Source organism: Pseudomonas sivasensis, from assembly GCF_013778505.1.
Taxonomy (GTDB): Bacteria; Pseudomonadota; Gammaproteobacteria; order Pseudomonadales; family Pseudomonadaceae; genus Aquipseudomonas; species Aquipseudomonas sivasensis.
On sequence record NZ_JAAOWU010000004.1, the window covers coordinates 406,351 to 425,550 of the forward strand.

Annotated in this window: 14 protein-coding genes; 6 read left to right on the top strand and 8 right to left on the bottom strand. The window is 60.1% G+C overall.

All coding sequences use genetic code 11. The features are described 5' to 3' along the window. Positions 1 to 80: 80 nt before the first annotated feature. The 4 genes from G9Q84_RS10830 to ppsA all read right to left on the bottom strand — a co-directional run bounded on the left by G9Q84_RS10830 (position 81) and on the right by ppsA (position 5,251). Positions 81 to 1,076 carry a zinc transporter ZntB gene (locus tag G9Q84_RS10830; RefSeq protein ID WP_032887594.1) on the bottom strand — a complete coding sequence of 332 codons (996 nt, stop codon included), beginning with the start codon at positions 1,074 to 1,076 and terminating at the stop codon, positions 81 to 83. A gap of 24 nt (positions 1,077 to 1,100) precedes the next feature. Further along, positions 1,101 to 1,592 carry a ribonuclease E activity regulator RraA gene (gene rraA / locus G9Q84_RS10835; RefSeq protein WP_181643286.1) on the bottom strand — a complete coding sequence of 164 codons (492 nt, stop codon included), beginning with the start codon at positions 1,590 to 1,592 and terminating at the stop codon, positions 1,101 to 1,103. Positions 1,593 to 1,779: 187 nt separating this feature from the next. Beyond that, positions 1,780 to 2,769, bottom strand: coding sequence for an alpha/beta fold hydrolase (locus G9Q84_RS10840; RefSeq protein WP_032887590.1), 990 nt, complete (start codon positions 2,767 to 2,769; stop codon positions 1,780 to 1,782). A 106-nt stretch (positions 2,770 to 2,875) separates the two neighbouring features. Next, positions 2,876 to 5,251, bottom strand: a complete 2,376-nt coding sequence (gene ppsA / locus G9Q84_RS10845) for a phosphoenolpyruvate synthase (RefSeq protein ID WP_032887588.1) — start codon at positions 5,249 to 5,251, stop codon at positions 2,876 to 2,878. A 178-nt stretch (positions 5,252 to 5,429) separates the two neighbouring features. Here ppsA and ppsR point away from each other — a divergent pair, with 178 nt between their 5' ends. Beyond that, a complete protein-coding gene (gene ppsR, locus G9Q84_RS10850) occupies positions 5,430 to 6,248 on the top strand; it encodes a posphoenolpyruvate synthetase regulatory kinase/phosphorylase PpsR (RefSeq protein WP_027603681.1) in 819 nt (272 codons plus the stop codon). A 115-nt stretch (positions 6,249 to 6,363) separates the two neighbouring features. Here ppsR and G9Q84_RS10855 read toward each other — a convergent pair whose 3' ends face one another. After that, entirely contained in the window at positions 6,364 to 7,788 is a 1,425-nt protein-coding gene (locus G9Q84_RS10855; protein WP_032887586.1) for an aminotransferase-like domain-containing protein, read from the bottom strand. Positions 7,789 to 7,948: 160 nt separating this feature from the next. Here G9Q84_RS10855 and G9Q84_RS10860 point away from each other — a divergent pair, with 160 nt between their 5' ends. Genes G9Q84_RS10860 through G9Q84_RS10880 form a run of 5 tightly spaced genes read left to right on the top strand, consistent with a single transcriptional unit; the run spans position 7,949 to position 13,419 of the window. After that, entirely contained in the window at positions 7,949 to 8,842 is an 894-nt protein-coding gene (locus G9Q84_RS10860) for a DMT family transporter (protein ID WP_160385034.1), read from the top strand. Positions 8,843 to 8,865: 23 nt separating this feature from the next. Further along, a complete protein-coding gene (moeB, locus tag G9Q84_RS10865; protein ID WP_122757040.1) occupies positions 8,866 to 10,728 on the top strand; it encodes a molybdopterin-synthase adenylyltransferase MoeB in 1,863 nt (620 codons plus the stop codon). A 15-nt stretch (positions 10,729 to 10,743) separates the two neighbouring features. Then, entirely contained in the window at positions 10,744 to 11,658 is a 915-nt protein-coding gene (locus G9Q84_RS10870) for a PLP-dependent cysteine synthase family protein (RefSeq protein WP_032887582.1), read from the top strand. Between the two features lie 37 nt (positions 11,659 to 11,695). After that, positions 11,696 to 12,688 (top strand): serine O-acetyltransferase, encoded by a 993-nt coding sequence (locus G9Q84_RS10875; RefSeq protein ID WP_032887580.1) that lies wholly within the window; start codon positions 11,696 to 11,698, stop codon positions 12,686 to 12,688. A 2-nt stretch (positions 12,689 to 12,690) separates the two neighbouring features. Further along, positions 12,691 to 13,419: an alanyl-tRNA editing protein gene (locus tag G9Q84_RS10880; RefSeq protein ID WP_032887578.1), complete on the top strand. Its 729-nt coding sequence runs from the start codon at positions 12,691 to 12,693 to the stop codon at positions 13,417 to 13,419. A gap of 75 nt (positions 13,420 to 13,494) precedes the next feature. On the opposite strand, the gene prpD is transcribed toward G9Q84_RS10880, so the two are convergent. The 3 genes from prpD to acnD all read right to left on the bottom strand — a co-directional run bounded on the left by prpD (position 13,495) and on the right by acnD (position 18,992). Beyond that, entirely contained in the window at positions 13,495 to 14,979 is a 1,485-nt protein-coding gene (gene prpD, locus G9Q84_RS10885; protein ID WP_122757041.1) for a 2-methylcitrate dehydratase, read from the bottom strand. A 220-nt stretch (positions 14,980 to 15,199) separates the two neighbouring features. Then, positions 15,200 to 16,387, bottom strand: coding sequence for a 2-methylaconitate cis-trans isomerase PrpF (gene prpF, locus G9Q84_RS10890; protein ID WP_122757042.1), 1,188 nt, complete (start codon positions 16,385 to 16,387; stop codon positions 15,200 to 15,202). Between the two features lie 10 nt (positions 16,388 to 16,397). Beyond that, the gene (acnD, locus tag G9Q84_RS10895; protein WP_095185341.1) at positions 16,398 to 18,992 is read right to left on the bottom strand and encodes a Fe/S-dependent 2-methylisocitrate dehydratase AcnD; all 2,595 of its coding nucleotides are present in this window, start codon (positions 18,990 to 18,992) and stop codon (positions 16,398 to 16,400) included. Positions 18,993 to 19,200 lie beyond the last annotated feature (208 nt).

The following is a 19,200-nucleotide window of genomic DNA, read 5'->3' on the forward strand; positions in this document are numbered from 1 at the left end:
CCTCTCGCAAGTGTTTTAAAGACGAGGGGAAAATTCCTGGGGTCACATAGGACCCTTCCTACATTCAGGTGATATTCAGCTCAAACCCAGCGTAACCGCCGAAATAGCCACCATTGTCCGAGGGCCACCGACACCATCAAGAGGCACGCAATGATGAAGCCATAGGGGCTCTGAGAGAAAGGTATGCCTCCCACATTTATACCCAGTAAGCCGGTCAAGAAGCTCATGGGCAGGAAGATTCCAGTGATGATCCCAAAGCGATACATCGTGCGGTTCATGCGCACGCTCAAGCGCCGGTCTTCGGCCTCCAGCACAAGCCCCACGCGCTCGCGGGTCAATTCGAGCTCTTCCAGATAGCGGGTCAGGCTGTTGTTCAATTCGTTCCAATAGTCGGCATCGTCATCGCAAAACCATGGCAATTTGATCCGCGTCAGTTGAGCAAAAATGTCCCGCTGCGGCGCGAGGAATCGCTTGAGCCCTGCCGCTCGTCGACGGATCTGCAACACGCTGCCGTGCTCCGGAGTATACCGTTCGTCGGTATCGAGTTTTTCTTCCTCGGAATCCACGACTTCAGAGAGGTCCGTGACCAGATCCTGCACTTTATTGGTCAGGTACTGCGCCATATAAAGGATGAGTTCAGACGCAGTTCTTGGCCCTTTTCCCTCCGCCAGTTGCACAAGCAGTTCATCGGTAGCGCGCAGCGGGCGCAGGCGCAAGGAAATCACGCGGCTGGCGGCGGCGAAGATACGCACCGACACCATGTCTTCGGGCTCTGCACCCGGATTGAGGTTAACCCCGCGCAGGAACAAGAGGAGCTCGCCCTCTGGCAGCGGCAACAAGCGCGGGCGGGTGTTCTCCTCCAGCAGCAGGTCGCAGGCAAATTCGCTCAGGCCACTGGATTTACGCAGCCAGGTCTGGGTCTGCGGATGGCTGCGATCCCAATGCAGCCACAGGCTTTCCTGGGGCTGCAGTTGCAAGTCGTCGAGCTCAGTCCGGGCAATCGAACGCGCACCGCCTTTACCGTCCAGCACCAGAGCATGCACCAGCCCCCATTGCGCGTTTTCTTCCTCGAACATCCTCACCCCGTCGGTTATTGCGGTTTATTCAGGCATTTTCAGCGGGCTTGGCGACACAATCACGCCATTATTATCCGCATAGATGTACTCACCCGGACGAAAGGTCACGCCGGCAAATGTGACCACCACATTCAAGTCACCGATGCCGCGCTTGTCGGTCTTCATCGGGTGGCTGTCCAGGGCCTGGACGCCAAGATCGGTCTGCGCGATGACATCGACATCACGGATGCAACCGTAGATCACCAACCCTTCCCAGCCGTTTTTTGCAGCTTTCTCGGCAATCATGTCGCCCAACAACGCGCGCCGCAGGGAACCGCCCCCGTCGACCACGAGCACCTTGCCGGCGCCCGGCTGGTCGGCTTGCTCCTTCACCAGCGAGTTATCTTCGAAGCACTTGATGGTGACAATCTCGCCGCCAAAGGAATCTCGGCCGCCAAAATTACTGAACATCGGCTCGACCACCTTCACCAGATCCGGGTAGGCGTCGCAGAGGTCGGGGGTCACGTAATGGTTCATCGAAAAATTCCTTTCTGCCAGAGAAGTGTCTTTCAAAGAAGTACCGGCCGAAGCGGACGGGGAACATCCCTTTCGCCTCGCCGCAACGCAAGAGCCACTGCGCGACTGAATATGACCAGAAGCGTTCAGCGCGTCATATCTTAGCCGCAACCTCGCACAAGCGAAACGCCCTTGGCAGAGCGCTGCGTCAAACCGTCGCCACTGTATCGACCGGGGCGCCAAGCAACGGTGTGAGCGGATCTTTTAACCATTGCGCCACCAGCGGCCACACTTCGGCCTGGGCGGCCTTGCTCACCAGCATTTCCACATGCCCGAAATCCTCGGTAAAACCTTGCTGGCGGCCCAGGCAAAGGTATTGCCGATGCTCAGAACCGATTTGCTCGAACAACTTGCGACATGCCCAATCAGGGTCCTGTTGATCACCGGCAGCACTGACGGCCAACAGCGGCACATCGACGGTTGCCAGGCCTTTCCACCAGTCCTGCTTACCCTCGCCAAAGCGTCCAAACAGGCCATTCCAACGCATGGCTTCGATCAGCACGCCTGCGGGCTCATCCTCCGGACCGCGCTTGAGGCGCGAGCCGGACAATTCCCCGAAGCGTTTCAGAAGCAATCGACCGGTCCACTCCACCGGAGGAAGCTTCAATGGCCAGTGGGTGCGACTGACCTGGCAACCAAACAAGGCCACGGAAGCCACTGCCGGCGCGCCAAGGTGCTCACCACCCAGCGCCGCCGCCAAGGCTGTGCCGCCCAGGGAGTGCCCGATCCAGTGGGGGATCTGCGCACTTTGCTCTCTCACAAACGCGCCGATAGCCGGCAAATCATAGCGCGCGTAGTCAGCGACCCGATTTTTGGCGTAGTCATGATTGCGCTTGGACAAACCATGGCCGCGCATTTCCGGTATCCACACATCGAAGCCCTGGCGCGCCAGGAAAGCACCCAAGCCGATGCCTTTAGGCGAATACCAGAAACGCCGATTGGAAAAACTGCCGTGCAACAAAATAACCGGGATGCCCCGGTTTTCCGGGACATCGGCAAGGCCCAAACGGGTAACTGCCAGCTCAACGGTGCCGTCGGGGCTATTACCGGGTTTGAGGCGATATACATCTTCACTCAGGTCGCCACGACGTTCAGCGCTGATCAGGGCGACGGGAAACAGATTGCTGCTGCTTTGCATAATGCTCTTGCACAAAAAAGGGCGGCGTCCGGAAGGAGATCCGCCCTGCACAGATAAGAATGCCGGTCACCCACAACGAGTGACCGGCACTTTTGACGTAGCGACTTTAGGCGGACGCTTGGCCTTCCGCCAGGAAGAACCAGGTTTCCAGCACGGAGTCGGGGTTCAGCGAGACGCTTTCGATGCCCTGTTCCATCAGCCAACGGGCCAGGTCAGGGTGGTCGGAAGGGCCTTGGCCGCAGATGCCGATGTACTTGCCGGCCTTGTTACAGGCCTGGATAGCATTGGACAGCAGCTTCTTAACCGCAGGGTTACGCTCGTCGAACAGGTGAGCGATGATCCCGGAATCGCGGTCCAGGCCCAGGGTCAGTTGGGTCAGGTCGTTGGAACCGATGGAGAAACCGTCGAAGAACTCCAGGAACTCTTCGGCCAGGATGGCGTTGGACGGCAGTTCGCACATCATGATGACGCGCAGACCGTTTTCACCACGGGACAAACCGTTTTCAGCTAGCAGGTCCACGACCTGGCTCGCTTCGCCCAGAGTTCGGACGAACGGCACCATGATCTCGACGTTGGTCAGCCCCATCTCATTACGTACACGTTTCAGCGCGCGGCATTCCAGTTCGAAGCAATCACGGAACGCTTCGCTGATGTAACGCGAGGCGCCACGGAAACCCAGCATTGGGTTTTCTTCTTCCGGCTCGTAGAGTTTGCCGCCGATCAGGTTCGCGTATTCGTTGGACTTGAAGTCCGACAGGCGCACGATGACCTTTTTCGGGTAGAACGCCGCCGCCAGGGTGCTGATGCCTTCCACCAGCTTCTCGACGTAGAAGCCCACCGGGTCGTTGTAACCGGCGATGCGCTTGTCGACGCTTTCCTTGATATCCAGCGGCAGGCCGTCGTAGTTCAACAGCGCCTTGGGGTGCACGCCGATCATGCGGTTGATGATGAACTCCAGGCGGGCCAAGCCCACACCGGCGTTCGGCAACTGCGCGAAATCGAAGGCACGGTCCGGGTTGCCGACGTTCATCATGATCTTGAACGGCAGGTCCGGCATGGCGTCGATGGAGTTTTGCTTGATGTCAAAGCCCAGTTCGCCTTCGAAGATGAAACCGGTGTCGCCTTCGGCACAGGACACGGTCACGCCTTGACCATCCTTCAACAGTTGGGTGGCGTTGCCGCAACCTACAACTGCCGGAATGCCCAGCTCACGAGCGATGATCGCCGCGTGGCAGGTACGCCCGCCACGGTTAGTGACGATAGCGCTGGCACGCTTCATCACTGGTTCCCAGTCCGGGTCGGTCATGTCGGAGACCAGTACGTCGCCTGGCTGGACCTTGTCCATCTCGGACACGTCCTTGATGATCCGCACCTTGCCGGCGCCGATGCGCTGGCCGATGGCACGGCCTTCCACCAGCACGGTGCCGGTTTCCTTGAGCAGGTAGCGCTCCATGACGTTGGCCGAAGTGCGGCTCTTCACGGTTTCCGGACGGGCCTGCACGATGTACAGCTTGCCATCGTCGCCGTCTTTGGCCCATTCGATGTCCATCGGGCACTTGTAGTGCTTTTCGATGATCATCGCTTGCTTGGCCAACTCGCTGACTTCCGCGTCGGACAGGCAGAAACGTGCACGCTCGGCCTTGTCCACATCAACGGTTTTCACCGAACGACCGGCCTTGGCCTCGTCGCCGTAGATCATCTTGATGGCTTTGCTGCCCAGGTTGCGGCGCAGGATGGCGGGACGGCCAGCTTCAAGGGTGTGCTTGTGTACGTAGAATTCATCCGGGTTGACCGCGCCCTGAACGACGGTTTCGCCCAGGCCATAGGCGCCGGTGATAAACACCACGTCACGGAAGCCCGACTCGGTATCCAGGGTGAACATCACGCCGGCGGTGCCGGTTTCCGAACGCACCATGCGCTGCACACCGGCAGACAAAGCCACCAGCTTGTGGTCGAAACCTTGGTGTACGCGGTAGGAAATGGCGCGATCGTTAAAGAGAGAGGCAAACACTTCCTTGGCGGCGCGGATCACGTTTTCCACGCCACGAATATTAAGGAAGGTTTCTTGCTGACCGGCGAAGGAGGCGTCGGGCAAGTCTTCGGCGGTGGCCGAGGAGCGCACGGCGACAGCCATGTCCGGGTTGCCGGCCGACAATGTGGCGAAGGCGGTGCGGATTTCTTCGTTGAGCTTCTCGGGGAACTCGGCGTCCATGATCCATTGGCGGATCTGGCTGCCGGTCTTGGCCAGGGCATTGACGTCATCGACGTCCAGGGCGTCCAGCGCGGCGTGGATCTGAGCGTTCAGGCCGCTCAGTTCGAGGAAATCGCGGTAAGCCTGGGCCGTGGTGGCGAAACCACCGGGCACCGAGACACCAGCGCCTGCAAGATTACTGATCATCTCGCCGAGGGATGCGTTCTTGCCCCCCACGTGCTCTACATCATGGACGCCGAGCTTATCGAGGGAAACTACGTACTCTACCAAGGTGATCTCTCCACTTTCTGTGTTGGAAAAGCTCAGGACGCCGGCGGCTCAGTAGGAGCTAACGCCCGTGCTTGTGGCCTGGACCTGGAAAATAAGTGAGAATGCGGCCCACTGCGGGACGGCAAAATCGCGCCTATCATATCCAAGATTCGCCATCAGCTTAAGGCCCAGGGCTCAAATGAAACGATCTGCTTTCTTTATCTCCGACGGCACCGGCATTACAGCCGAAACATTGGGTCAGAGCCTGCTCGCGCAGTTCGAAAACAATACCTTCGCAAAATTCACACGGCCCTATATCGACAGCGTGGATAAAGCGCGGGCCATGGTACAACAAATCAATCTTGCGGCTGAAAAAGACGGCTTTCGGCCGATCATTTTCGACACCATCGTCAATCAAGACATCCGTGAGATTCTCGCAACGTCGAATGGTTTCATGATCGACATCTTCTCGACCTTCCTGGCGCCGTTGGAGCAGGAGCTGAGCGAACACTCCTCCTACTCCGTAGGAAAGTCCCATTCCATTGGGCATAACTCCAACTATATGGAGCGTATCGAGGCGGTGAACTTCGCCCTCGACAACGACGATGGCGCCCGCACGCATTACTACGACAAAGCCGACCTGATCCTGGTGGGCGTGTCGCGCTGCGGCAAAACGCCCACCTGTCTGTACATGGCCATGCAATTCGGCATCCGCGCGGCCAACTACCCGCTGACCGAAGACGACATGGAGCACCTGACACTCCCGGCCGCCCTGCGCGCTCACTCCCACAAGCTGTTCGGCCTGACCATCGACCCGGACCGACTCACCGCCATCCGCAACGAGCGCAAGCCCAACAGCCGCTATTCAAGCTACGCCCAGTGCGAGTTTGAAGTGCGCGAAGTGGAAAATCTGTTCCGTCGCGAGAATATTGCGCACATCAATTCCACGCATTTTTCGGTGGAAGAGATTTCGGCGAAGATTCTGGTGGAGAAAGGTGTGGAGCGCAGGTTCAAATAACCTGTGGGAGGGGGCTTGTTACCGATGGCGGCGTGTCAGTTGACAGATTAATTGACTGATCCACCGCCATCGGGGGCAAGCCCCCTTCCACATTTGGGTCGGCGTACATTCAACTCTACAGATGGAACCTGCCCCCGCCCTGCCCCAACGCCGTCGCCAACGCATCAAACCCCGCTCGCAACAACTGATCATCTCCCGAGGTATTGCAGATACTCGCCCGAATAAACTGCGGGACCGCCGTCTGCCCTACGGCAAATGCTTCGGCGGTGGCGATCAGGTAATTGTTCTGCTTGAGTTCAGCCTCGATTTCCGACGCACGCCACGGCTCCGGCACTTCAATCCAGAAGTGCGGGCTATTGAGGTGGGTGCGGTATGCCAGGCCTTCCAGCAGGTCACTCACCAAGGCTTTACGCCGGCTGATCTCGTTGATCTGTTGGCGCAGCAGGTATTCGGCCGTGCCATTTTCGATCCATTGCGTGGCCAGTTCCAAGGTCACCGGCGTAGCCATCCAGCACGTAGAACGTAAGGCCGCCGAAATACGGCTGACCAACGCCGGCGGCGCATGCACATAGCCCACGCGCAGCCCGGCGGAAACGGCTTTGCTCAGGCTGCTGATCAAAATCGTGCGCTCGGGGGCGAAATGGCTGAGGGGCGGCGGCCGGTCTTCGACTAATACACCATGAGCTTCGTCTTCAAGGATCAGCAGATTGTGCTCGCGACACACCTTAACCAGCGCTTCGCGGCGCGCCACCGATAACACGGCGGTGGTGGGGTTCTGGATCGTCGGCGTGCAGTACAGCGCCGAAATCCGGTGGTTTCGACAGACTTCGTCCAGCGCATTCGGCAACACGCCCTCGTCATCCATCTCCAGGCCGATCAGGCGGATGCCAAGCATGCGCGCCGCGGTGATCAAGCCTGGATACGTCAGTTGCTCGGTCACCACCGTATCGCCGGCACGCAGCAGCGCCATCATCGCGCAGAGCAGGCCGTGCTGGCCGCCATTGACGCAGATGACCTGCTCGGGAATCGGATGAAAATCCCTCTGCACCAGCCATTGCGCACCCGCTTCGCGGTAGCGCGGCAGGCCAGCGTCCGGGGTATAGGCGCTGATGTCCTGAAGGAACTTGGCGTTGGTCGATAAGGTTTGGAAGCTCTGGGCCAGGAACGCCGTCTCCTGCCCGGGGATATGCATGTTGCGGCTCATATCGAAGTACTGGCGCGGCTCCTCGCTGACGTTGCGAAAGCCTTCATCGCGCTGGCGCTCCATCCCACGCTTGCGCACGAATGTTCCGTCACCGACTCGTGCAACCACCAAGCCAAGGCGCTCCAACTCACCGTAGGCCCGGCTGATGGTGCCGATGGTCACACCCAGATTGTCGGAAAGCACCCGATGGGGCGGCAGTTTTCGTCCCGGCTCAATCAAGCCTTCGAGGATGCCCCGTTCCATGACATCGGACAGGCGCTTGTACTTCACGCCCTGACCGTTGGACAAGCCCTCACGCATAATTGACACCATGTCAATATTTGTTTTGACAGCCATCTTTCGCCCTAATAGTGTGCTTTTACGGGTTCAATCGCCGAATTTCATAACTCATTACAAGTTCAATATAGAGTTCAATTCCGGCTCAGGGAAGCAATAAACGATGCCAATGTCCGCCGTTATAGAAAACACCGCCAAAACCAACACCCAAAAACAGTGGTTGGCCGGGCTGATCACCAGTGTGATGTTCCTGATCGTGTGCCTGAGTTGGGGCACGACCTGGCTGGGCATCAAAATTGCCGTGGAAAGCGTGCCGCCACTGACCTCTGCCGGCCTGCGTTTCCTGATCGCGTTCCCGCTGTTCCTGTGTTTTGCCATGGTGCGGCGCGAGCCGATCCTGTTTCCCCGCGAAAGCCGCTGGTTCTTCGTGTTCGTGACCCTGTCCTACTTCAGCGTTCCCTACTACTTGCTCAACTATGGCGAGATGCATGTCTCGTCCGGCCTGACCGCCCTGCTCTTCAGTTGCATGCCGGTATTCATCCTGATTTTCTCCGCGCTATTTCTGCGCGAGCGCATCTACTTTTCCCAAGTGGTCGGCATCGGCATCGGCTTCGGCAGCCTCTACATGATCATCAGGAGCCAGGGATTGCACCTGGACCACGCTGAGTTCTTCGGCGTACTGGCGATTCTGACCGCCGCGATCATGCATGCCTTGTGCTACGTGATTACCAAGCAGAAAGGCAGCGCCATCAGCGTGATCACCTACAACACCCTGCCCATCGGCATCGCCGGGCTGATGCTGTTCGTCGCCGGGCTGTGGTTTGAAACACCCACCTTTGAAGACATCACCCTGCGCTCCTGGAGTGCCCTGTTCTACCTCGGACTGGTGGCGTCGGTGGGCGGGTTCATCGTGTACTTCATGCTGCTCAAGCGCTTGAGCCCGATCATCCTGTCGTTCGTGTTCATCATCTTCCCGGTGTTCGCGGTGATCATCGGCGCCTGGTACGAAGGCGTGGCGATTTCACGCGACCTGATGCTGTATTCGGCCATCCTGCTGGCTGGCTTTGCGATCACCAAGTTGCCGATTGAAAAACTCATGGCCAAGAAAAATTGACCCACAACCAACGCGAGAGAAACATGGAAGTCCTCCGCCCCACCGCCCTGGAACAGATCTACGCCCACGCCAGCCGCAGCTATCCCGAGGAATGCTGTGGCTACGTCTTTGCCGACGGCAGCGTGTACCTGGGCAGCAATATCCAAAATGAATTGCACCACAAGAACCCCGAGATGTACCCGCGCAGCGCGGCCAGCGGCTACACCTTCTCGGTGGCCGACACCCTGCTGCTGAACAAGGCATTTCGCGGCGACAACCCCGTGGTGGTGATCTACCACTCCCACCCGGACGTCGGCGCGTATTTCAGCGACGAGGACCAGGACAAGGCGCTGTTCCTGGGCGAGCCGATCTACCCCGTGAGCTATCTGGTGGTGGATGTTCGCCAGGGCCAGGCCCTCGGTTCCAAGCTATTTGCCTGGGATGGCAAACATTTCGCCCTTCAACCTTTCAACGACCTGCACACGGAGTTGTCCATGAACGCTGTCTCTTTCCCCGATATCCTGGTTCGCGTGGCCAAGCTGCCGGAATCGACCCTTGAGAGCACCGGATCGACATTGCGCGAAGTCATTGAAAACCTCTGCAGCAGCCACCCGCAGTTGCGTGCGCACCTGTTTCACGAGAAGAACAACCAGCTCAAGGAACACTTCCTGTTTACCGCCGAAGAAGAGCTGATCGGTGCCGACGAACCCTTGCCGGAACAAGCCAAAATCGAAGTGCTGCTCGCCACGTCCGGCGGCATAGACCTCGACAGTCTGAGCAACGAGGAAGTACAGCGCTACGTGCGCCACATCACCCTGCCGGGCGTCGGCCGCGAAGGCCAGTTGAACCTGAAAAAAGCCAAGGTCTTGATCATCGGCACCGGTGGCCTGGGCTCCCCCATCAGCCTGTACCTGGCGGCGGCCGGTGTCGGCACTCTGGGCCTGGTGGATTTCGATGTAGTAGAAAGCAGCAACCTGCAACGCCAAATCGTCCACGGCAACAGCACCCTCGGCATGCCCAAGGTCGAATCCGCCAAGCAACGCCTGCAAGACCTCAACAGTCATATCCAGATCAACGCCCACGACACCGCCCTGAATGCCGACAATGCCCTGGAGTTGGTGGGTGCCTATGACCTGGTGATCGACGGCACCGACAACTTCGACACCCGCTACCTGGTCAATGACGCCTGCGTACAGCTTGGAAAACCCTTGGTGTATGGCGCCATCTACCGTTTCGACGGGCAGATCAGCGTCCTCAACTACAAGGGCGGGCCGTGCTACCGCTGCCTGTTCCCCAGCGCACCGCCCGCAGAGCTGGCACCCAATTGCAGCGCCGGTGGCGTGATTGGCGTACTGCCCGGAGTGGTTGGGATGATCCAGGCCACCGAGGCCATCAAGCTGTTGATCGGCATTGGCGAACCGCTGTCCGGGCGCTTGATGCGCTTCGATGCGCTGGCGATGAAATTCAGTGAAATCCGCTTCAAACGCCGCGCTGATTGCCCGTGCTGCTCCGAACTGCGCCACAGTGAAACGGTCGCGCCAGCCGTGTGCGCCGACACCATGCCCAGCGCACCGTCACTCGCTGAAGAGCGCTACATCAAGCCGCGCGTTCTCAAGCAATTGCTCGAACACCCGCACAGCGCCGACGTGCTGCTGGACGTGCGCGACGCCAGCGAACTGGAGGTGTGCAAGTTACCGGGGGTGGTGCACATCCCCCTCGCTGAGCTGGACGGTCAACTCGACCGCCTCAGCCGCGACAACACTCATTACCTGATCTGCTACGCCGGCACCCGCGCCGAGCAAGCGGCCAGTACGCTGCTCGCGGCAGGTTTTGCCAACACCAAAGTCCTGCAAGGCGGCATGAAGCACTGGGTTCGCGACGTCGAACCCGACATGCCCTTGTACTGAGTTGAGGACTGACTGATGTTGCATAACTCGATCCTCGATGCCATCGGCCACACGCCCATCGTGCGTCTGGCGCAGTTTTCCGAAGACCTCGGCATCGAGGTCTACGCCAAGCTCGAATCCCTCAACCCCGGCGGCAGCCACAAGGCGCGCATCGCCCTTGGCATGATCCTCGACGCCGAGCGCCGGGGCGTGCTGATGCGCGATTCCGGGCAAACCATCATCGAGCCCAGTGGCGGCAACACCGGCATCGGCCTGGTGATGGCCGGTAACGTGCTGGGCTACAAGGTGGTGCTGGTGATTCCCGACAACTACAGCCCTGAAAAACAGAAGCTGCTGCGCCTGTACGGCGCAAAGGTGGTGCTGTCGGACAGCCGCCTGGGCAACAATTCCCACGGTGAAAAATGCATGGAGTTGCAGCTGGAAAACCCCAACTACGTGATGCTCAACCAGCAACGTAACGGCGCCAACCCGCAGACTCACCGCGACACCACCGCGCCGGAAATCCTCCGCGCCTTTGGTGATCGCCGCGTGGACTACTTCGTCAGCGGCATCGGCACCGGTGGCCATATCACCGGTATCGGCGAAACCCTCAAAGCCGCCTGGCCGGCACTACGCGTAATGGGCGTGGAACCGGAAGAATGTGACCTGCTGAAAAACCAACACGCGCCGCACCATATCCAGGGCCTGTCGATTGGGCTGATCCCGAGCATCCTCAACCTCGATGTGATTGACGGCATGCTCAAGGTTTCGCGCCAAGACTGCATCGACATGATGAAACGCATCATGCGCACCGACGCCATCAGCCTGGGCCTCTCCTCCGCCGCCAACATGGTGGCCGTCGCCAGGCTTGCCCCCGAACTGCCGCCCGAAACGGTGGTGTTGACCATGGTCTACGACAATGCCGACAGCTACCTGCCCAGTTTCGAATAACCGGTTTTCCAACCAGCCAGAATGCGGGGGTTCCTCCATGGGCGGCTTTATCGACATGCAACACCTGCATGATGAGTTGCTCACCCAACTCATCAAGACCCTGACGCCTGCGCAAATGAAACAGCTGGAACCGCACCTGGCGCCGCTGATCCAGAGCGCCGCCCAATCGGTGGCCGAAGACCTGATCGCCTATGCCTACCGCGACCCGGCTTCACGCGGTCGCGGCGAGCTGATTCTGGAATCCTATGCCTCGTTCAAGGCGGTGCTGTATTACCGGCTTGCGCATTTGGTGTGGAATTTCCCCGACCAGACCAACGGCGTGTTCTCGCGCATCGCCCTCAAGCTCAGCAACCAGGGCAAAGTGCTGTCCGGCGCCGAGATACACCCGGCGGCGCGCATCGGCCGGCGCTTTGTACTGGACCACGGCTACGGCACGGTCATCGGTGAAACCTGCGAGATCGGCAACGACTGCTACATCCTCTGCGGCGTGACCCTCGGCGCTCGAGGCATTGCCAACAACCCTGACGGCAAGCGCCATCCACGCCTGGGCAACAACGTCGAAGTCGGCTCCGGTGCCCGGGTGCTGGGGTATGTGTTAATTGGCGATAACGTGTTTATCAGCCCGTCCTGCGTGATCACCCAGGACGTGCCCGCCGGGACCAAGGTCAAGGTGGTCAACCAGATCCAACTGCAGAAAAACGATGAATCGGACCACAGCAGCTACCTTGGCGCCTTCGCCCTGGAGGAGCGCTTGCACGTGGTCGGCGAGGTCAACGCCAGCCACAAGGTGACGGTGCTGGACGCCGACTTCCACCCTTTGCCTGGGCTGATGCTGGAGCCGACAGTGAAGGAGCGTCATCACCTCCAATTTCGTCTGCACCGGGTCGAAGCCGGCAATCAACTGCCGCGCCTGCCGCTGAACCTGAAAATCTGCGGCCCGGAATTTGAAATAACCCTGCTTTCCCCCCCTGGCTTGAGTGCAATGGTGCGCCACCTGTTGCAAGCCAGCCCACTGATCGTCGGAGGTTGAACATGTCCGTGCACTCCATGGAAACCCTGGCGCTGTATGACAGCGCGCCCTACCAGAACGCATTCAGCGCCCGGGTGATTGCCGTTAGCGAGCACGGCATTGCCCTGGAGCACACACTGTTCTACCCCACCGGCGGCGGACAGCCGGGCGATACCGGCCACTTGACCTTACCCGATGGTACGCGGGTCGAAGTGATCGGCACCGTACGCGACCAAGTACTGCGCTCGATCATCTGGCACCAGGTTGAACACTGCCCCGAGCAACTGGTTGCCGGAGTACAGGTGGATGCCGGGCTGGATTGGGCACGGCGCTACCAGCACATGAAAATGCACACCTGCCTGCATTTGTTGTGCTCGCTCATCGATGCACCGGTAACGGGCTGCAGCATCAGTGCCGACAAAGGTCGCCTGGATTTCGACCTGCCGGAAATGACCCTCGACAAAGACAGCATCACCCGCGACCTCAACGCGCTGATCGAACAGGCTCACCCGGTGAAAACCCTGTCGATGGCTGCCACGGAATACTCCACCCTGTTGCAGATCACCCGCACCCAGGCGGTCGCCCCCCCGGTGATCCAAGGTTCGGTACGGGTGATTGAAATTGCCGGGATCGACATCCAGCCGTGCGGCGGCACCCACGTGATCAACACTGAGGAAATCGGCCGGGTGTTCTGCGAAAAGATCGAGAAGAAGAGTAAGCACAATCGCCGGGTGATCCTGCGGTTCGAATGAACGCAATTCAAATGTGGGAGGGGGCAAGTCGAATCGTCGCGCCGCCCTCCCACATTTTTAGTTTTGCGTCGCCTGCTAGATCACGAACAGGTCCATGAAGCGGTTTACAGCTGTGGCCTCAAGCTTCGCCTGGTCCTTGCACAACGCAAAGATCTCGGCGCTGCGTTGCGCGGCAAACCGCGTCGCCAGGTTGGCCTTGAACTTGTCTTCCAGCAACGGAATGCCATCCACGCGACGGCGACGATGGCCGATGGGATATTCCACCGCGACCTGTTCGGTGCTGGAGCCATCCTTGAAGAACACCTGCACTGCATTGGCGATGGAACGTTTGTCGGCCTCCAGGTATTCGCGGCTGTAGCGTGGGTCTTCGACAATGACCATCTTGTCGCGCAGCTCATCAATGATGGGGTGGGCTGCATGGAATTCATCTTCGTACTGCTCGGCCACCAGATTGCCGAACGCCAGAGGCACGGCGGTCATGTATTGCAGGCAGTGGTCGCGATCAGCGGCATTGGCCAACTGACCCACCTTGGAAATGATGCGGATCGCCGACTCATGGGTAGTGATCACGATGCGCTCGATCTCATGCAGTCGATGTTTGACCTGAGGATGCAAGGTCACCGCCGCTTCGCAGGCTGTTTGCGCATGGAACTCGGCGGGGAAGCTGATCTTGAACAGCACGTTTTCTATCACATAGGTGCCGTATGCCTGGGAAAGGCTGAACGCGCGCTTGTCCTCGGGCTTGAGCGCCAGGTCCTTGTTGGTGTGGCTGAACAACACGTCGTAAAAGCCCCACTGCGGCGCGCTCAAGACACCAGGAATGCCCATCTCGCCACGCAGCGCGATATCCGCCAGGCGCACGCCACGGCTTGATGCATCACCCGCCGCCCAGGATTTTCGCGAGCCGGCATTCGGCGCATGGCGGTAAGTGCGCAGCGCTTGCCCATCCACAAACGCGTGGGACAAGGCCGCCAGCAGTTGCTCACGGGTGGCGCCCATCAGCTTGGCAGTGACCGCCGTCGAGGCGACTTTGACCAGCAGCACATGGTCGAGGCCGACACGGTTGAACGAGTTTTCCAGCGCAATAACGCCCTGAATTTCGTGGGCCATGATCATCGCTTCCAACACCGCACGCACGGTCAGCGGCGCATCACCATTGGCCACACGTTTTTGCGACAGGTGATCGGCCACGGCCAGAATGCCACCGAGGTTATCCGAAGGGTGGCCCCATTCAGCGGCGAGCCAGGTGTCGTTGTAGTCGAGCCAACGCACGATGCAGCCGATGTCCCAGGCGGCCTTGACCGGATCCAGGCGCAACGACGTGCCCGGCACCCGCGCACCGAACGGCACCACCGTGCCCTCGACGATCGGCCCCAGGTGCTTGGTGCACTCGGGAAAACGCAGCGCCAGGAGGCCGCAACCGAGGGTGTCCATCAGGCAGTTGCGGGCAGTGTCGAGGGCGGCTGGGGAGTCGATCCGGTAGGTGAGGACGTAGTCGGCGATGTCCTGCAGAACCTGGTCGTAGTCGGGGCGGTTGTTCTGGTCGACGTTGGTGCTCATGGCAGATCTCCAAAGTGAGTTAGGGTTGTTGCATCCTCAGGGTCAGGGTTGATCGTTTCGCAGGTCTGAATGCCTGCTTATGACTGTGGGGGGGCGGTGCGACGATTCGACTTGCCCCCGATGGCGATGGGTCAGTGATGAATGGGTCGACTGACACACCGCTATCAAGGGCAAGTCGAATCGTCGCACCGCCCCTCCCACAAGGGATTGGTGTTGGACTTTAGAAAGAGTCGCCGGGTACGCGGACGAAACCTTCCATCAACACCCGTGCACTACGGCTCATGATGGCTTTCTTCACCACCCACTCACCGTTCACCTGGGTGGCTTCAGCCCCCACGCGCAACGTGCCGGACGGATGCCCGAAGCGCACCGCATTACGTTCAATGCCGCCTGCGGCAAGGTTGACCAATGTCCCGGAAATCGCCGCTGCCGTACCAATCGCCACGGCAGCCGTGCCCATCATGGCGTGGTGCAGCTTGCCCATGGACAGGGCGCGCACCAGCAAATCCACATCGCCAGCCTTGATCGCCTTGCCGCTGGACGCCACGTAATCCGCAGGCTTGGCCACAAACGCGACCTTCGGCGTGTGCTGGCGCTGGGCGGCTTCGTCCAGGTGTTTGATCAGGCCCATGCGCAACGCGCCATAGGCCCGCACGGTCTCGAACATGGCCAAAGCCTTGGGGTCGCCGTTGATCGCGCCTTGCAGCTCGGTGCCGGTGTAGCCGAGGTCTTCGGCGTTGATGAAAATCGTCGGGATGCCGGCGTTGATCAGCGTGGCCTTGAAGGTGCCGACACCGGGCACTTCCAGGTCATCGACCAGGTTGCCGGTGGGAAACATCGAGCCGCCGCCCTCTTCTTCTGCCGCCGGGTCCATGAATTCCAGCTGCACTTCGGCGGCCGGAAAGGTCACGCCGTCCAGTTCGAAGTCGCCGGTTTCCTGCACAGCGCCGTCGGTAATCGGCACGTGGGCGATGATGGTCTTGCCGATATTGGCCTGCCACACACGCACCACGGCCACGCCGTTGTGCGGAATGCGAGCCGGGTCGACCAACCCGGCGGTGATGGCGAACGAACCCACCGCCGCCGACAGGTTGCCGCAGTTGCCGCTCCAGTCGACAAAGGGTTTGTCGATGGAGACTTGGCCAAACAGGTAGTCCACGTCGTGCTCGGCGCGGGTGCTTTTGGCCAGGATCACGCTTTTACTGGTGCTCGAAGTGGCGCCGCCCATGCCGTCGATTTGTTTGTCATAGGGATCGGGGCTGCCGATCACCCGCAACAACAAGGCATCGCGGGCAGCGCCCGGTACCTGCGCCGAGGCGGGCAGGTCCTGAAGGCTGAAAAATACACCCTTGCTCGTGCCGCCACGCATATAGGTGGCGGGGATCTTGATTTGCGGTACGTGTGCCATGGTTGTCCTCTTAAGCGGTCGCCGCCGATTCCAGGAAGTCCTGGGCAAAACGTTGCAACACGCCGCCCGCCTCGTAGATCGACACTTCTTCGGCGGTGTCAAGGCGGCAGGTCACCGGCACTTCGACACGTTCGCCATTCTTGCGGTTGATCACCAGGGTCAACTGCGCACGCGGGGTGCGCTCGCCGACCACGTCATAAGTTTCACTGCCATCGATGTGCAAGGTGTGACGGTCGGTCCCCGGCAAAAACTCCAGCGGCAACACGCCCATGCCCACTAGGTTGGTGCGGTGGATGCGCTCGAAACCTTCGGCGGCAATCGCCTCCACACCAGCCAGGCGCACGCCCTTGGCCGCCCAGTCGCGGGACGAGCCCTGGCCGTAATCTGCACCGGCGATGATGATCAGCGGCTGCTTGCGTTCCATATAGGTTTCGATGGCTTCCCACATCCGCGTAACCTGGCCTTCCGGCTCGATGCGCGCCAGGGAACCCTGTTTGACCTTGCCGTTTTCCACCACCATTTCGTTGAACAGTTTCGGGTTGGCGAACGTTGCGCGCTGCGCGGTCAAATGGTCGCCGCGGTGGGTTGCGTAGGAGTTGAAGTCGACTTCCGGCAGGCCCATTTTCGCGAGGTATTCACCGGCAGCGCTGTCGAGCATGATCGCGTTGGACGGCGACAGGTGATCGGTGGTGATGTTGTCCGGCAGCACCGCCAGCGGGCGCATGCCCTTCAGCGGACGCGCTCCGGCCAGCGCACCTTCCCAATACGGCGGACGGCGGATATACGTGCTCTGCGGACGCCAGTCGTACAGCGGCGCAACTTTGGGGCCGGTGTCTTCGTGGATCGCAAACATCGGGATATACACCGCGCGGAACTGCTCCGGCTTGACCGAGGCCTTGACCACCGCGTCGATTTCTTCGTCGCTCGGCCAGATGTCCTGCAGGCGGATTTCCTTGCCGTCGGCGTCGAGGCCGAGCACGTCCTTCTCGATGTCGAAACGGATGGTGCCGGCAATCGCATACGCCACCACCAACGGCGGCGACGCGAGGAAGGCTTGCTTGGCGTAAGGGTGAATTCGCCCGTCGAAGTTGCGATTACCCGACAGTACGGCGGTGGCGTACAGGTCGCGGTCAATGATCTCTTGCTGGATCACCGGGTCGAGCGCGCCGGACATGCCGTTGCAGGTGGTGCAGGCAAACGCCACCACGCCGAAACCGAGCTTATCCAGTTCGTGACCGAGGCCGGCTTCTTCCAGGTACATGGCCACGGTTTTCGAACCGGGTGCCAAGGAGGATTTGACCCACGGCTTGCGCTTGAGCCCCAGCTTGTTGGCATTGCGCGCCAACAGCCCGGCGGCGATCACGTTGCGCGGGTTGCTGGTGTTGGTGCAACTGGTGATGGCGGCGATGATCACCGCGCCATCAGGCATTTGCCCTGGCACTTCATCCCACTGTCCGGAGATACCTTTGGCCGCCAGGTCGCGGGTGGCGACGCGGGCGTGGGGATTGCTCGGGCCGGCCATGTTGCGCACGACGCTGGACAGGTCGAAGGTCAGGCCGCGCTCGTACTGCGCGCCTTTCAAATCATCCGCCCACAGACCGGTGTGACGCGCATATTGCTCGACCAGTGCGACCTGTTCATCTTCACGACCGGTGAGTTTCAGGTAGGCGATGGTTTGTTGGTCGATGTAGAACATCGCTGCCGTGGCGCCGTATTCCGGGGCCATGTTGGAGATGGTCGCGCGGTCGCCCAAGGTCAGGTTTGATGCGCCTTCGCCAAAGAACTCCAGCCATGCGCCGACGACTTTCTGTTGGCGCAGGAACTCGGTCAGCGCCAGCACCATATCGGTGGCGGTGATGCCCGGCAGCAGCTTGCCCGTCAGCTCGACACCGACGCTTTCCGGCAGGCGCATCCACGAGGCGCGACCGAGCATCACGCTCTCCGCTTCCAGGCCGCCGACGCCAATGGCGATCACGCCCAGAGCATCCACGTGGGGCGTGTGGCTGTCGGTGCCGACGCAGGTATCCGGAAACGCCACGCCGTCACGCACCTGGATCACCGGGGACATTTTCTCCAGGTTGATCTGGTGCATGATGCCGTTACCCGGCGGGATCACGTCGACGTTCTTGAAGGCCTTTTTGGTCCACTCGATAAAGTGGAAACGGTCTTCGTTGCGACGGTCTTCAATGGCGCGGTTTTTCTCGAACGCATCGGGGTCAAAACCCCCGGCTTCGACGGCCAGGGAGTGGTCAACGATCAATTGGGTCGGCACCACCGGGTTGACCTGGGCCGGGTCACCGCCTTGCAGGGCGATGGCATCGCGCAGGCCGGCGAGGTCGACCAACGCGGTCTGGCCAAGAATGTCGTGGCACACCACACGCGCCGGGAACCAGGGGAAGTCGAGATCACGCTTGCGTTCGATCAACTGGCTCAGGGAAGCATTGAGAGTGGCCGGGTCGCAGCGGCGCACCAGGTTTTCTGCCAGTACGCGGGAGGTGTAGGGCAAGGTGGCGTAGGCGCCAGGGGTGATTGCTTCGACTGCCGCACGGGCGTCGAAGAAATCCAGGCGGCTGCCGGGGAGCGGTTTGCGAAATTCTGTGTTCATCGTCAGGACTCGGTCACGGTGATTACAAAAGGAAGACCTGGGCCGATCCAGAATTGAAATGCGATTCAAATGTGGGAGGGGCGGTGCGACGTTTCGACTTGCCCCCGATAGCGGTTTATCAGTTGCCATAGGTGTTGAATGACATACCGCCATCGGGAGCAAGCCCCCTCCCACACTTTGACCTCATTCCAATCCTGGGATCGTCAGT

Bases quoted from the DNA above. Each gene is read 5' to 3' on its own strand.
- G9Q84_RS10830 (WP_032887594.1), bottom strand. From the start codon at position 1,076: ATGTTCGAGGAAGAAAACGCGCAATGGGGGCTGGTGCATGCTCTGGTG.
- rraA (WP_181643286.1), bottom strand. From the start codon at position 1,592: ATGAACCATTACGTGACCCCCGACCTCTGCGACGCCTACCCGGATCTG.
- G9Q84_RS10840 (WP_032887590.1), bottom strand. From the start codon at position 2,769: ATGCAAAGCAGCAGCAATCTGTTTCCCGTCGCCCTGATCAGCGCTGAA.
- ppsR (WP_027603681.1), top strand. From the start codon at position 5,430: ATGAAACGATCTGCTTTCTTTATCTCCGACGGCACCGGCATTACAGCC.
- G9Q84_RS10855 (WP_032887586.1), bottom strand. From the start codon at position 7,788: ATGGCTGTCAAAACAAATATTGACATGGTGTCAATTATGCGTGAGGGC.
- moeB (WP_122757040.1), top strand. From the start codon at position 8,866: ATGGAAGTCCTCCGCCCCACCGCCCTGGAACAGATCTACGCCCACGCC.
- G9Q84_RS10870 (WP_032887582.1), top strand. From the start codon at position 10,744: ATGTTGCATAACTCGATCCTCGATGCCATCGGCCACACGCCCATCGTG.
- G9Q84_RS10875 (WP_032887580.1), top strand. From the start codon at position 11,696: ATGGGCGGCTTTATCGACATGCAACACCTGCATGATGAGTTGCTCACC.
- G9Q84_RS10880 (WP_032887578.1), top strand. From the start codon at position 12,691: ATGTCCGTGCACTCCATGGAAACCCTGGCGCTGTATGACAGCGCGCCC.
- prpD (WP_122757041.1), bottom strand. From the start codon at position 14,979: ATGAGCACCAACGTCGACCAGAACAACCGCCCCGACTACGACCAGGTT.
- prpF (WP_122757042.1), bottom strand. From the start codon at position 16,387: ATGGCACACGTACCGCAAATCAAGATCCCCGCCACCTATATGCGTGGC.
- acnD (WP_095185341.1), bottom strand. From the start codon at position 18,992: ATGAACACAGAATTTCGCAAACCGCTCCCCGGCAGCCGCCTGGATTTC.